General features: G+C 39.4%; 13 protein-coding genes. 4 read left to right on the forward strand and 9 right to left on the reverse strand.

All coding sequences use genetic code 11. From position 1 onward, the window contains the following. On the forward strand, positions 1 to 287 hold a 287-nt coding region (locus tag HMPREF0874_RS10100; protein WP_008603130.1), incomplete at its 5' end, for an IS30 family transposase. Between the two features lie 138 nt (positions 288 to 425). Here HMPREF0874_RS10100 and HMPREF0874_RS09970 read toward each other — a convergent pair. Beyond that, complete coding sequence (locus HMPREF0874_RS09970; protein ID WP_008603131.1) at positions 426 to 1,550, reverse strand: restriction endonuclease subunit S; 1,125 nt, start codon at positions 1,548 to 1,550, stop codon at positions 426 to 428. A 12-nt stretch (positions 1,551 to 1,562) separates the two neighbouring features. Continuing rightward, positions 1,563 to 2,552 (reverse strand): site-specific tyrosine recombinase/integron integrase, encoded by a 990-nt coding sequence (xerA, locus tag HMPREF0874_RS08475; RefSeq protein WP_008603133.1) that lies wholly within the window; start codon positions 2,550 to 2,552, stop codon positions 1,563 to 1,565. Positions 2,553 to 2,640: 88 nt separating this feature from the next. Between xerA and HMPREF0874_RS08480 the strand changes: the two genes are divergently transcribed. Next, positions 2,641 to 3,312, forward strand: a complete 672-nt coding sequence (locus HMPREF0874_RS08480; protein WP_008603135.1) for a restriction endonuclease subunit S — start codon at positions 2,641 to 2,643, stop codon at positions 3,310 to 3,312. On the opposite strand, the gene HMPREF0874_RS08485 is transcribed toward HMPREF0874_RS08480, so the two are convergent. The 7 genes from HMPREF0874_RS08485 to HMPREF0874_RS08515 all read right to left on the reverse strand — a co-directional run bounded on the left by HMPREF0874_RS08485 (position 3,309) and on the right by HMPREF0874_RS08515 (position 11,248). Further along, positions 3,309 to 3,812, reverse strand: a complete 504-nt coding sequence (locus HMPREF0874_RS08485) for a restriction endonuclease subunit S (protein WP_008603136.1) — start codon at positions 3,810 to 3,812, stop codon at positions 3,309 to 3,311. The two genes, HMPREF0874_RS08480 and HMPREF0874_RS08485, sit on opposite strands and share 4 nt — an antisense overlap. An 82-nt stretch (positions 3,813 to 3,894) precedes the next feature. After that, a complete protein-coding gene (locus HMPREF0874_RS08490; RefSeq protein WP_008603138.1) occupies positions 3,895 to 4,926 on the reverse strand; it encodes a PIN domain-containing protein in 1,032 nt (343 codons plus the stop codon). After that, positions 4,913 to 6,424 carry a class I SAM-dependent DNA methyltransferase gene (locus HMPREF0874_RS08495; protein ID WP_008603140.1) on the reverse strand — a complete coding sequence of 504 codons (1,512 nt, stop codon included), beginning with the start codon at positions 6,422 to 6,424 and terminating at the stop codon, positions 4,913 to 4,915. Before HMPREF0874_RS08495 ends, HMPREF0874_RS08490 begins: the two co-directional genes overlap by 14 nt. A gap of 319 nt (positions 6,425 to 6,743) precedes the next feature. Next, positions 6,744 to 8,279, reverse strand: coding sequence for a glutamine-hydrolyzing GMP synthase (gene guaA / locus HMPREF0874_RS08500; RefSeq protein ID WP_008603142.1), 1,536 nt, complete (start codon positions 8,277 to 8,279; stop codon positions 6,744 to 6,746). 197 nt (positions 8,280 to 8,476) lie between these two features. Beyond that, complete coding sequence (locus HMPREF0874_RS08505; protein WP_008603144.1) at positions 8,477 to 8,674, reverse strand: 4Fe-4S binding protein; 198 nt, start codon at positions 8,672 to 8,674, stop codon at positions 8,477 to 8,479. A gap of 184 nt (positions 8,675 to 8,858) precedes the next feature. Beyond that, positions 8,859 to 10,010, reverse strand: a complete 1,152-nt coding sequence (locus HMPREF0874_RS08510; RefSeq protein ID WP_008603145.1) for an HAD hydrolase family protein — start codon at positions 10,008 to 10,010, stop codon at positions 8,859 to 8,861. A 56-nt stretch (positions 10,011 to 10,066) separates the two neighbouring features. Further along, complete coding sequence (locus HMPREF0874_RS08515; protein WP_008603147.1) at positions 10,067 to 11,248, reverse strand: amidohydrolase; 1,182 nt, start codon at positions 11,246 to 11,248, stop codon at positions 10,067 to 10,069. A gap of 173 nt (positions 11,249 to 11,421) precedes the next feature. On the opposite strand from HMPREF0874_RS08515, the gene HMPREF0874_RS08520 reads away from it, so the two are divergent. Both HMPREF0874_RS08520 and HMPREF0874_RS08525 read left to right on the forward strand, forming a co-directional pair. After that, positions 11,422 to 12,204 carry a basic amino acid ABC transporter substrate-binding protein gene (locus HMPREF0874_RS08520; protein WP_008603148.1) on the forward strand — a complete coding sequence of 261 codons (783 nt, stop codon included), beginning with the start codon at positions 11,422 to 11,424 and terminating at the stop codon, positions 12,202 to 12,204. Between the two features lie 311 nt (positions 12,205 to 12,515). After that, positions 12,516 to 14,888, forward strand: coding sequence for a tetratricopeptide repeat protein (locus HMPREF0874_RS08525; protein ID WP_039965411.1), 2,373 nt, complete (start codon positions 12,516 to 12,518; stop codon positions 14,886 to 14,888). Positions 14,889 to 14,911 lie beyond the last annotated feature (23 nt).

Genomic DNA, 14,911 nt, shown 5'->3' on the forward strand with positions numbered 1-14,911 from the left:
CAGACATAAGTACATTAGAAACAGAGGATTTATCTATTTTCTTTGCTCACCCGTACTCGCCTGGGGAACGCGGTTCAAATGAACGACATAACGGACTATTACGCCGCTTTATTCCAAAAGGAACGCCCATAAAGACTGTGTCAGAAGAAACGATTCAGCGGGCGTTAAATTGGTGCAACAATTTACCCCGAAAGCTGTTGGATTACCAAACGCCTCAAGAAGTCTTCATTGAAGAAGTTAATAAAGTTATGGATTTACAGAGTGTTCAATTTCATATTGCAATTTAAGAGATAATTTTGACCTTAAAACTCTACACTAATATATTTATATCCCTCTATTATCAAGAATAAGTATTTCTTAAAATTAATATTTACCACCATGTACAATAAACAATAATTTAATTGTCTGTAGTTCATGTTGATTTATTATATATTAATTTGTGATACATCAAGTTCACCAGACAGAAGACATGGAAGTAAATAATCTCTAAGTTCAGCAAGTTTGGTATTTTCCATTAAATTTGTCTCATACTTTTTCATTAGTTGACCAACAATTGATTCAAACTCCGTGAGTATTTGATTATCAGGAATAAGAATGTCAACTTTATTCATATCTGCTTGAGTGATAAGTGGCTGTGTTGATCCTCGATTCATAGCGTGATAATTAATTTTTTGAAGAATTTGAAAGGTGTACTCATAAAGTTCGCTTGTTATTACTAGTGTGTTATCAGAAGCCCAACATGGAAAATTAATACGTTGAACTATACCATGTGTCCCTACTCGACCAATCACAAGTATTTTATTAGTATAATTTGCTTCATTGGTAAAACCTACAATAGAAGTTGCCCCCAAAAGTGGAATTTCAAAACCATTCTGTTTCTTAGTAGACTTTTTCGGAGGTCTTTTCCCACTCGTTATATTAGCTATATCGGCTAATATACCTCGTTTCCATGTAGGTGGACAAGAACCATTCGATAAAATGAATTTTTCAAACCAAGTTTGATATATCGTTTTTGCTTGCTGAGCTAAATTATTGTTTATCGCATTATTTAACGCAATCTTATCATCCAGTGATTTCAGGAGTCCGGATATCCTTCTCTGCTCTTCATAATCCGGAACCATTATCTCCAAATTCTGAACCACATCCGTCTGAACTCTCTGCCTTCCAGACGATCCTACCATCGACTTTATCGCTGGCTCACGGACAAGTGGGCTACAAACCAGATAATAGATAAAGTCCTCATCCACACTATTTTTAGCACGAAACACTATGTATTCTGTAGAGCCAAAACCTACTTCTCCATCATCAAGAATGCTGACCTTTGCCGTCTTTCCATTCTCCAAGCACGGAGTAATTCTGGCCATAATCGTATCTCCATTGCGGAATTTTGTGCCGCCGGAGAATTGCTCCAGATCATATCCCAGTACATCCCGGCAAAAAGGCTGCAGCTTATCCATACCGATTTTTTTTGCAACTGTCCCTTTTGCAAGGGATTCTCTTGGATTAAAATCCGCTATATCTTTCAGCTTTTTCATTACCCATTCAGCCATATTTTCACCATCCTAACCTATATATTTTCTATGTGCCAATTTTACATTGCTTTGTTTTACCATCGCATATTGTAGCGTCGTATCAATCCGTTTATGGCCAAGCAGTTGCTGCAATTGTTCAATCGGCATTCCTTTATCGATTGCCATCGTAGCAAGTGTGCGACGGAACTTATGCGGATGCACCTTCTCAATATCCAGCTTCTTTCCGAGTTCCCGGAGCCTCCGCTCAACACCACCGCTCTGCAGTCTCTCATGCGGAGCACGAAGCGATACGAATAACGCCGGATTATCATCAGTGCGTTCCTGCAGGTAGTTCTGCAAATGAATTTTAGTCCGTGCGTCGAAGTACACCATCCGTTCTTTACTGCCTTTACCGAACACGACACATTCCCGCTCCTCAAAGTTGATATCATCTCTATTAAGAAGGACCAGTTCTCCAACACGCATTCCGGTTGAAGCAAGCATATCTATCAATGCTAAATCTCTGGGCTCCTCACAGCTATCGCGCATTTTCTCCAAGGCCTCGTCGGTATATGTTTCCTTGATTGTCAAGGCCGCCTTCACCTTATGGATTCTTCGAGCTGGACTCTTCAGAATATAATCCTCATCCTCCAGCCAAGAAAAGAAACTCGACAGTATTCTACGGATGTTATCAACGGTAACCTTGCTGGAGTTTTTCTCCTGTTGATACTCCGTCAGGTATGTACGCAAATCGTCCGTTTCTGTCTCTCGGACGTTCTTTTCCACCTTAGCGGTCATAGCATCAATCGTAGTCCTGTAATACGCCAGCGACTTTTCTGAGCATCCCTCTATTCGTTTTGCCGCGAGGAATCTTTCCAGAAGCTGTTCATTTGTTAGTGCTTCATTGACTTCTTCCTCCGTCTCGCTTATTTGTTTATGGAACAACGCATGTTCTAGTACTTCCTGCAGCCTCTCCAACTGCACATTGTTGAGGCAGCTGAGCATACCCTGCATAACCTCGTTGATTACTTTCTGTTTCATAGTCTGTTCTCCTTTTCTATCGTAGAGAAAGACTACGGAGTGGCAATCCCTCTTTTTAATTCTTGCCACTCGCAAGAGTTATGGTTGTATGTTAAACAATAATTTAGAGTATCAAGCAGAAGCTCTTTTTCACTCATTGTTTGTTGAGAATGTTAATCCAATATGGAAAGATGGTGTACTTTCTGACCTTGGAACTATTGTTGCAGGTGGAACCCCCTCCAAAACAAAGCCAGAATATTACTCCGAGAAAGGCATAGCATGGATTACTCCAAAAGATTTATCTCTTAATAAGTCAAAATTCATTTCTCACGGTGAAATTGATATTTCAGAATTAGGATTCTCCAAGAGTAGTGCAACTAAAATGCCAACCGGAACAGTTCTGTTTAGTTCCAGAGCACCTATTGGGTACATTGCCATTGCTGCCAACGAAGTAACAACTAATCAGGGATTCAAATCGGTAGTTCCAAATGAAAATGTTGGTACAGTTTTTATTTATTATCTTCTAAAATTCTTATTGCCGACCATCGAGGGAATGGCTTCGGGTTCAACTTTTAAGGAAATATCAGGCGCAGGAATGAAATCTGTCCCTGTTGTAATTCCCGATAACGAAACTATCGATAAATTCAATGCCTTTTGTACTCCAATCTTCCAGCAACAGGAAGTGCTTGAAGCAGAAAACTCACGACTTGTTGATATTATAGATGCATTATTACCTAAGCTGATATCTGGCGAGCTTGATGTTTCAGACATAGAACTTTAAGCTGCTAAATTATTGTTTATAGCATTATTTAATTCAATCTTCTTATCTAATAACTTTAATATACTTACTATTTTTTTCTGGATCTTTATATCAAATAACTGTAGTTCATACTGCATTATTGATTTTTTATCCCCTCTTGGCATTTTTGTTCCTTTAGATGTCGCCATTGAGTATGCAAAAAAATCATCATTAGCAAGTATATAGTAAAGGAAGTCTTTATCTACATTCAAGTTTCCTTGAAAAACCAATACATCATTCGAACATCCACCATCATGTTTTGCTTGCCAAACCTTCTTGAAATAAGGCCTTATATTTGAAACAAGAGTATCATGTTCTTTATATTCTTGAACTAATGTAGTAGATGGCAAAGAATTAGCTTCAACAACTCCAGCCTTATCAGGTAACATATTCTCAGTTGATATATATGTTTTTAACGTTAAATTTGAAGTATTCACTTTCCCTTTTCTATACTCACAAATATCCGATAATTTACACTTCATCTCCACCACCTCTATTTCTTAATGGGAAATATATCTAATATCAAATATTTAGAATCCATAGCTAAACTTTACCTATTTAAAATTAATCACCATCTATACGGTAAGCATCTTCTAACATATAAGTACTCTCATCCCATACTGTAACATCCAATCCTACATCTATCTCTTCTGCGGTTTCTGCACCATCCTTGAATTTATATATAAGTTTAAGTGTTAGTTCAATATAATAATTGTGTATTTCCTCATTCGAGCTTAAATATTCAATATCATTAATATTAATTAAATATGCAGACACAGAATTAATCAGGCGTCCCCTTTCAATAAAATCAAAATTACCTTCAGTTATTTGCCTAAAGAAATCCTCAGAATTAAGCCAATCTATGATTTCCTTATTTTCATCAAAACTTTCAATAGGGTGATATGAATACTTATCAATTTCCTGTGCCCACGCTTCTAATCGTAGTTTAACTTTATTTTCATTTTTACATATGAATAACGATGATTTATCTACAACTTCCGAAAACTCTTGAATCAAAAATTCTCCAAAAGCATTATCTTTCGAGTAATATATGATTTCCGATTTAGGTTGATTTAACGCAAATTCTAAAATACTTTCCCATAACAATGCATCCTTAAACCCTTTATCAGACTTCTTATCTTTTCCTTCAAATGGTGGACGCTTGCCAAATGCACGATCTATTATACTTCTAAATCTGCTATTGGACGCATTTTGAATTTCTATTACTTCACTCATACCTTGTTGAATATCATTCTTATATTTTTTAATTTTTGTTTTTATATATTCTGAATAATCTATTGGAGGATTCTCTTTTATAGAATATTCAGGAAAAGCCTTATTTTTTATTGTATTTATATACTTTGATATTAATTCATCATGTTTTTCTATAATCTGTTGTTCTAGTTCTCCCCAAACCACAGAAGGAATCACTAATACTACTTGACTATAAATATCCAATTGATTAATCATATCAATGATATTTTCATATGTTGAATTAAAACTAAATGAGGTAAAATCAGCTTTTTTTTCGTACGCTTGAAATAAAACATTTGTATCAAAAATTAAATAATATTTAACGTCATCATTTAATGTCATATCCAATCGCCCCTAGCTTTTCACGAATTTCCGTCTCTAATTCACGGGATTTTATAAACATTTCTGATAGTTCAGAAGTAAGCCGACTCATTTTTTCCTCAAATGGCTCATTATCTTCCTCAACCGCTTCAATACCAACATATCGACCTGGAGTAAGAATATAATCTTGTTCTTCAATCTTCTTAGTATCAACAACAGCACAAAAGCCTTTTACATCCTCTAAAGTACCATCTTGAAATGACGAGAATGTATCAGCTAATCGTTGAATATCATCATCAGTAAAATCTCTATGTTTACGATTAACCATATAGCCCATATTACGTGCATCAATAAATAGAGTCTTTCCTTTTTGTTTTTTATTCATTGAAATAAACCATAAGGTAACTGGTATAGTAACACTATAAAATAACTGAGTAGGTAAAGCTACAATACCTTCCACGAGATCCGCTTCAATAATATTTTTTCTAATATCGCCCTCACCACTAGTTTGTGATGATAGTGCACCATTTGCCAAAACAAGGCCGATTTTCCCATTTGAACCAAGATGATGTATCATATGCTGAATCCATGCATAGTTTGCATTTCCTGCAGGAGGTAAACCATATTTCCAGCGGACATCATCCTTTAGCTTTTCCTGTCCCCAATTAGAGAGATTAAACGGTGGATTTGCCATAATAAAATCGGCTTTCAATGTTTTATGTAAGTCATTAAAGAATGTATCTGCCTGATATGGACCAAAGTTTGCATCGATACCACGAATTGCCATATTCATTTTTGCCATCTTCCAAGTGTCAGCATTAGATTCTTGACCATAAACAGAGATAGTTCCTCGGTTACCACTATGGGCTTGTACAAATTTCTCACTTTGCACAAACATGCCACCACTACCACAACAAGGATCATATACGCGACAATTATTAAATGGTTTTAAAATAGAGACAATAGTTTTAACGATACTTGACGGTGTATAAAACTCGCCACCCTTAGTACCTTCATAAGAAGCAAACTGAGCAATACAATATTCATATGTTCTTCCTAACAAATCCTTACTCGCCTCGGTACCATCCATTTTGACTTCATTAGTAAAAAGGTCAACAACTTCTCCGAGAACTCTTTTATCTAAATCAGGACTAGCATAATTCTTAGGTAATACATTTTTAAGTGTTGTATTCTCTTTTTCAATAGCTCTCATTGCATTATCAATAACAAGTCCAATTTCAGGTGTATGTGCAGCAGATGCAATTGTAGTCCATCGAGCTTCTTCTGGAACAAAGAAAATATTTTCTTCTGCATATGCATCTCTATCATTTTCAAATCCGTCGCCTTCTTTTATAAGCTCTTCATAGCGTTTCTCAAAAGCACTCGATATGTAACGAAGAAATATTAACCCTACAATGACTTTTCGATATTCTGCAGCAGGAATATGCCCCCAAAGAACACAAGCCGCATCCCATATTTGTTTTTCAAACCCAATATCTGTATTGTTTTTTGCTGCCATAACTTATATACCATCCTTATTAAAACTTACAAGTCAAGATTATTTTTATAAAATCCGTATAATCTAGTAAATATACTATAAATCCTAATATTTTTTATTATAACATCTTAAATATTCAGAATATATCTTTAATTCATTTATTTTTCATAGTACAAAAAACTATCCTACTTCTACCACTGTAATCACTAAGACTAAATATCTATTAACCATTTAAAAATACATACAAAAACGATATAAAAAAGTCATCCAAAGACAGACTCTTTGGATGACTAAATTATATTATGTATTTTTATATGTTACCTATATTAAGCAAACAATCTTATTCCCACTCAATTGTAGCAGGTGGTTTAGATGTAATATCGTACACGATACGGTTGATGTGTTGTACTTCGTTTACGATACGACGGGAGATTGTATCCAATACGTCGTAAGGGATGCGTGCCCAGTCAGCAGTCATGAAGTCTGTTGTTGTTACGCCACGCAATGCCAATGTGTAATCGTATGTACGGAAGTCACCCATAACGCCTACGGTACGTGTAGATGTTAATACTGCAAAGTATTGGTTGATGCTGCGATCAAGGCCAGCTTTTGCAATTTCATCACGGAAGATGTAGTCCGCATCACGCAAAATGTCGAGTTTTTCTTTAGTGATTTCGCCCATTACGCGGATTGCAAGACCAGGACCTGGGAATGGTTGTCGCCATACGAGGTAATCAGCCAAACCTAATTCAGAACCAAGTTCACGCACTTCGTCTTTGAAGAGGTTGCGCAATGGTTCGATAAGACCTTTGAAATCTACCACTGCAGGCAAGCCGCCTACGTTATGGTGAGATTTGATAACTTCAGCTTCCCCAGTACCAGACTCGATAACGTCAGGGTAGATTGTACCTTGTGCTAAGAAATCAACGGAACCGATTTTACGGCCTTCATCTTCAAATACGCGAATGAACTCTTCACCGATAGCTTTACGTTTAGCTTCTGGATCTTCAAGTCCAGCCAATTTATCTAAGAAACGTTTTTCTGCATCGACGCGGATGAAATGCATGCCAGAATCTTTGAAAGCTGCTTCTACTTCGTCACCTTCGTTTTTACGCATCAAACCATGGTCAACAAAGATACAAGTCAATTGGTCGCCTACAGCTTTAGAAATAAGAGCTGCCGCAACGGAGCTATCTACACCACCAGACAATGCCAACAATACTTTGCCGTCACCAACGGTTTTGCGGATGTCTTCAATAGCAGATTTCGCATAGTTTGCCATTGTCCATGTGCCTGTGAAGCCACAAACTTCATACAAGAAGTTGTGAAGCATTTCTTTGCCATGTTCAGTATGCAACACTTCTGCATGGTATTGCATAGCATATAGTTTACGTTCTGTATTTTGCATGGATGCAACAGGGCAATCCTTAGTATGTGCTACGATTTCAAAGCCTTCTGGAACCTTTGCTACATAGTCAACATGGGACATCCAAACAACTTGATCTTCTTCCAAGCCTTTGAACAATGGAGATGTAGTGTCCACTTTAGTAGGTGTTTTACCGAATTCACGGTTATCTGCAGATTTAACTTCGCCACCTAATGTATGCGCCATAAATTGCATACCATAGCACATGCCAAGAATAGGAATACCAAGTTCAAAAATCTCTTTCTCAATTTTTGGAGAGTTTTCTTCATACACGCTGTTAGGACCGCCTGTGAAGATGATACCTTGCGGTTTTAATTCCTTAATTTTATCCAGCGCTTTGTTGTATGGATATACTTCGCAGTATACGTGATTTTCACGAACACGGCGCGCGATCAATTGGTTATATTGACCACCAAAGTCAACAACAATTACAAATTCCTTGTTTTCCATGCCTTCCTCCATATGCATCTATTTGTGAAAGTATATTCACTATTTATTATGCCCATACATATCTGTACTGGGGGTGCGTTTTTCCGAGCCAAACGCTAATTTTTCATTACATTTTATTATACCATAGGAAGTATAACGACTCCATATATTCCGTATATAGATTATAAATAAGAATCCAATGTTCGGATTTCTAGTTATCACTTTTTAGGGTCCTCTCTTTTATACATTTTTACGGCCCCCACGGGACAGATCGAATAGCAGTCGCCACAACTGATACAGCCTTTCCCAATGATAAATCGAGTCTTCCCTTCGGTGATGCATTGAACAGGACAATCCTCTGCACAAGCTCCGCACTTAACGCAAGTATCATCAATATTAAACTTTAGATTTCCCATTATACATCACCTCCTATCTACTGTGTACCTATTAGCCTTTACAAATCTACGTAATCATAAGCACCTATTACGATTCATGTATTTTTGCAATTAAATAACATATATATTTTCAAATACTACCAGTTAAAAGTATTTATTTTTAATTGGTAGTATCTGGAATTTAGCACAACAATAACTATCAAAATTATTTTTTCTTATTTAGTTCACTATTATACGCAATAGCGGAATAGATTGCCTTTGCCACGCCTTGGTGGTTATTGTCTGTCGTTTCGTAACGTGCCGCTTCTTTAATATTCGGCTTGCTATTACCCATGGCTACGCCAGCGCCCGCAAAGCGTAACATAGATAGGTCGTTTTCGCTGTCCCCTAGTGTCATTACCTCGTCAGGGCTTAAGCCCCAATGTTTTGCCAACGCTTCTACGGCTGTGCCCTTTGTAGTATGGGGCAAGACGAATTCTAAATTGCCTTCACTAGAGAGCAGCACATCATAGAATCGTTCACGACCTGTACCGTCGTGGGATAAACCTTGGTATTCATCGCGCAAGTCTTGCAAGATACGTTGACGCATTGGTTCATCACCGTAGAAGATTTGAATCTTCTCAGGCCCTTCGTCTAAGGATTCCATATGGGCTAGTAAATCACATACCATGGTCCGCGTAGCCAAAATAAATGGACGAATATTGGGCCTAAAGAAGAAATTAGATTGCTCTATTTCACATTCAGACATCTTTACCTTTGCTGCTTCATTGCCTTCCGCCAATGCATAATGATCGTACGTTGCTCCTGGCAGACGAGTGTCTCCTATACCAGAAATCTGATTTTTAGTATTAGGCAGATGATTATCCATTATGCCATGCAAAGTCTTTTTATCTTCTCCATTACGTTCACTAGCACATACCCCTAAGCGTTCAGGTGTAATACATCTAGAGGGTGGATACATGCCAAAGATTTGATCTTTCACATAGGCCTCTACATATACGCCATAGGTTAATAGTTTACGTAACAAGTGTAGAGCTTGCTCCTTATCAAAATTTACATGGAATAGACTGCGGTTTTCATCCTTGTCCATCACGTAAGCACCATTGGTGCACATGAAATAGCGTAAGCAAGGCAATTTTTCGATGACATCATTCATCTCATTCCAAGCGCGGCCAGAAGCAATGGCTACGCGAATGCCGCTTTCACGAGCCGCACGAATCGCCTCAATGGCATCCTCAGGAATTGCTTTCGCATCATTTACCAAGGTACCATCTACATCGGATGCGATAAATCGAATGGGCTTATCCCCTGTGAGGCCTATATAATTTTTTATTTCTAATGTTTCAGTCGTGGCCATACATCCTCCTTCTGTTCCTTCTATTCCCTTTATTCTTTCTATTCCTTTTATTCCTTCTATTTAGAATTATTAAATTCGGCTACGATTTCTTCTAAAATTTCTGGGTGTTCTACCAATCGCAATACTGTGCCACCAATGATGTTTGCACCGTCGATAATGGTTTGTTCAATAGTAGGCTCTAACATAGCAGCTGCAAATTCTTTAGAATGGCACACCTTCGGCTCGCCAGCGAGGCGCAATTTAGGATGGAATGCCGCACATTGATAGCTTACATTGCCAATATCTGAGCTACCTCCAAGGGCTGCTGGACCGGGCTCAAAATCGAGGCCCATATTGGCCATTACCTCTTCGATAAGCGCTGTGCCACGATTGTTTTGATTCATATCATCATAAGGATTTCCATAAAACTCTACATCCACAGTTGTGCCTGTACAAAGGGCAGCCCCTTCAAAGATTTTTTTGATTTGCTCAGATAAACCATTCAAATACTCACGCTCCGTATGACGCACGGTAACCTCTAATTCACCGAAGGCAGGAATCACATTGGATGCGGTGCCTCCCGCAATGATCCACGTGCCGATGCGCGTTTCAGGACGCACCTGTTGGCGCATCATATCCATAGCATGGATGGCAAGTTGCACACCGTTTACCGCATTGACACCATTCCAAGGTTCTCCTGCCGCATGGGCTGGCTTACCGTGATACTTAGCGCGGAAACAGTCGAGTGCCAAGAATTGTGAGTTAGGACGCGTTTCCTCGCCGTCGAGGTGGACCATAATGGCAAAATCGTATTCTTTGAACACCCCTGCGTTACACATGTCTACCTTGCAACCCATCGCTTCTTCGTCTGGTGTGCCGATAATATCGATGTCCATGTTGAAAGCTACGCCCTCTTGTTGCATTTTATGTAGTGTCAACGCCGCTAACACACTCATAGAGCCGCTAGCAGAGTGACCGCACGCATGGCCTACCTCTGGCAGTGCATCGTATTCACATAAAATCGCCAAACGACCTTGAGGGTTATCTACTTTCACAGCAGACGCCTTAAAGGCAGTCGGCAAACCACAGAATTCATAGGTTACGTCCATGCCATATTTTTCGAGAACAGCGCCTATGGTTTTGACGGACTCAAACTCCTGACTGGAAATCTCAGGATTCTTGGCTAATGTGTAATTAATGGCAAACGCATCAGGTGCGAAGCTTTTACAAAGATCAGCAAAAGTAGTTGTAAGGGACATATTGCCTCCATGTATATAACCACATTATTGTAAAGGATTATGATACTCTACAATAAAGAATAGAAAACTCGTTTACTCTTAATTATACAATGTTATTGCCTATTGGTGTAAAATTCCGTACAATATAAACAGAAATGTATAAACCATGTATATGGATGTTTGAGGAGGATACTATGTTTAAGTTCAAAAAATTGACAGCCATCGCCCTCGTAGCGATAGCAGCAATGGGTTTATTGGCTGGTTGTGGCAATGACAAACCAAAAATGACACAACAAGAAGGTGTATTGCGTGTAGGTTCTGAAACTACATTCCCACCATTCGAATTCACTGAAGGCGACAAATACGTTGGTTTCGACGTTGATTTGTCCGAAGCAATTGCTAAAAAACTTGGTTTAAAAATGGAATTCAAATCCATGGGCTTCGATGCTTTGATTCCAGCAGTTCAATCTGGCGATATCGACATGATCGCAGCAGGCATCAACGCTACACCTGAACGTGAAAAAGCATTGGACTTCTCCGATGTATACTTCGACCAAGGCGGTTTCATCACAGTTGTTCGTAAAGACAACACAACAATCCACAACATGGATGAATTAGCAGGTAAAACTGTAGGCGCTCAAATCGGTACAATCCCGGTTGAAATGGCTCAAAAAATTCCTGGTACAACAGTAAAACAAATCGATTCTAATGCTAATATCTTCATGGAATTGAAAGCTGGTACAATCGACGGTGCTATCATCGATAATGCAGTTGCTATGTACTACCTCAAACAAGGTGCTGATCAAGACCTTAAACTTGTAGGCGAACCTACACAATCTCCGGGCACAGTGCTTGGCGTGAAAAAAGGCAACAAAGCTTTACAAGAAGCTGTTAACAAAGCTCTTAAAGAACTTAAAGAAGACGGCACTTACCAAAAAATCTACGACAAATGGTTCGGCGATTACAACAAAAAATAATATGTATTGCTAAGAACTAGGATACATAATAACCCCTCTGAAAGATTGCAGACATCACATAAAATTTGTGACAACAGATTTTCTTCAGAGGGGATTTTTTTATCATTTAAATCCAATACATGCTGAAGATTCTGTATTATGCATAGATATAGAGTAAAAATAGGCTAGTATACTATAAAAGCAGGTAACCGATAGCAGTATGATATCAATGGAGAACATACAGATATACTAGTATTTTCTCTTTTACGGTACCTCGCGTTCGTTATATAATAAATATGTATTTACTGTATACATGTATAAAAGGAGGCCTAATGGCACAGTACTTTACGGAACGCCTGCAAAAGGTCTTCCACATGATTTTTACATCCTATAATCAAAACATGGCTCAAGAAGGGTTACGTCAATTAGAGCTCATCGTCAATAATCAGCAAAATCCCAGTCAACTAAAAGATAGAGCCTTACGAAACGACAAGACAAGCCGTCTTGAAAGTGATATAGACACTAAAGAGGATGCTCTCAAGATAGCCAATGATTCAGAGGCTCGAGAGCTAGGTGATGCGTATGCCCTCTTGGCGCGCGTCTATGCAGGGCCTCGCTTTACCTGGGAAGAGTCTAACTTCCCAGAGGACAATATGCGCACTTATCAGTGCTTACACGATAGCATTCGCCGTTGTAGCCCTATCGGTACATTACAAGCCTTGCGTATCAAAGGCTCCATCACGCCTACCGTGGAGAAGGATATGCAAATCTCCTTCGACGATGCTTTCCGCATTGTCTATGACCATGCGAATCGAGGCGATGCCTATTGCCAATATGTTATAGGCAATGTCTTTTTCTGGCGCGATGATAATCGCATCGACTCCGCTGAAGCTATGCTAACACCTCCGCCCATGAGCTGGACTAAACGCATTCAAAGAAGCCTTACAGCAAACTCTGTACGGGATCGTATCGCCGCCTTACAAGGCACCGTGCCAGACGAAAAATTGCAAAAAAATGCATCTAACCTGGCGAAAGAATGGTTTAATAAGGCTCTCGACAACGGTCTTGCCATGTTCCAAGGAAACTTGCGCAATATCTATATCGACGAAGCTGACTTTGCCAATGCGCGCCGCGTCGCCAAGACTGCGGCCGAGCTTGGCAACCCTGCCATGATGCTATATACAGGCCTCGACTGCCATGAAAACGGTAAATTCGAGGATGCTTTCACGTGGTTCACTAAAGGTGCCGCCTTAGGTCAATCTGAAAGCATCGCAGAATTAGCAGATTATTACTATCATTTCTATGATGCCAAAAATTTACGTTGTACTATCCCCTATGATCCGGTAAAAGCCATAGGTCTCTACCGCCGTGCGGCAACGAAAGAGTTTAGTGATGCAGGCTACACCGCCTTACAGGCGGCCTTTGGATATATCTTTCACATAGGCCACCTTTCTCTCGACTGGGGTCTCATTGCAGACTTAACGCATATGGCGGCCACAAAAGATCGCTTTATGTTCGCCTTGCCCTATATCGGTTACATGCGAATCCACGGTTTAGGGGTGACGAAAAACATTCGCTTCGGTGTACAATCGTTACTGCGTGTCTTAGATGAGGAGCAACGAGCCTTTGAAGAGGAGAATCGCGTTCTTTTCTACGATATTACGCGCGCTTTAACACGTGTTGCCTTGGGCTATGCCTACGAAAAAGGCTATGTAACAGGCAAACCAGATTTAGATCAAGCCGTATCCTATTACGAGCAATCCCATCAATATATCTTGTCTCACAAAGCCAATTTGGATCCAGAGATAAAAGATATTCCCATCGATGACGAAGCAGAAGAACGATTAGCGGCCTTTGAAGAGGTTGATGGTCACTGGCAATACAAAGAAGGCATTGCCGAATCCACTACTACGGTGCGCCCTGCACCTGCCGCCTGGCCTCAAGATGCGGCCCGTTTATCTGTGACCATGGACGACTTCCTGTGGGATACGACTTTGTACGACTGGCAAACCATTGAAACCGCCTTAGAGTCACAGGAAGAAATGAAGCTCAGCTTTTACAATCGTTTCCTATCCATTCCAGATGTATTGCGCAATATCTTTAAGCTCGATGTAACGCGGATGCTACGAAATCATTATCAAGTAAGACTGCACGGTTATGATCCAACAGAAGGACAGGAAATCGTCTATAAGGCCCTATTCAACAAAGAAAATACCTTAAGCCTATTAAAAGAGCTTTACCATAATCGTCACTTGCCTAGCCTCGAAGAGAACTGGTCCATCGAAAAGAATGAAGAAAAGCCGACCTGGCACTATGTGCTCGATGTTGATCAACAGCCATTCTTGTTAGAGGAATACGACGATGCGAACGCTATGATTCAGACTGCCTTGCAAGGGTTGAAAGAGAAAAAATACGAACAAATTAATATTCGCACCCATGACTTTGTGGGCCCATCCTATTTTATTTTTAAAGGCAATCAGTCGACCCCATTTAGAGTGCAGCTCTATCTGAAAGAGTCGGCCCGTCACACCATCGATGACGATGGAAACCAACGAGACACGCCTGGTAAGACCTACTTATTCGAACAATATGTAGGAAATGAAGTGTCCTTAAACTATTGGATTCAAAAAACAATAAATACCTTGGAAATACCTGAGCTAGATAATTGGAAACAATTAACGGTGCCAAAGGATTTACAAACATAAAAAGACCATCCCCAGTGAACTGC

It is taken from the genome of Veillonella sp. 6_1_27 (genome assembly GCF_000163735.1).
GTDB classification, from domain to species: Bacteria; Bacillota; Negativicutes; order Veillonellales; family Veillonellaceae; genus Veillonella; species Veillonella parvula_A.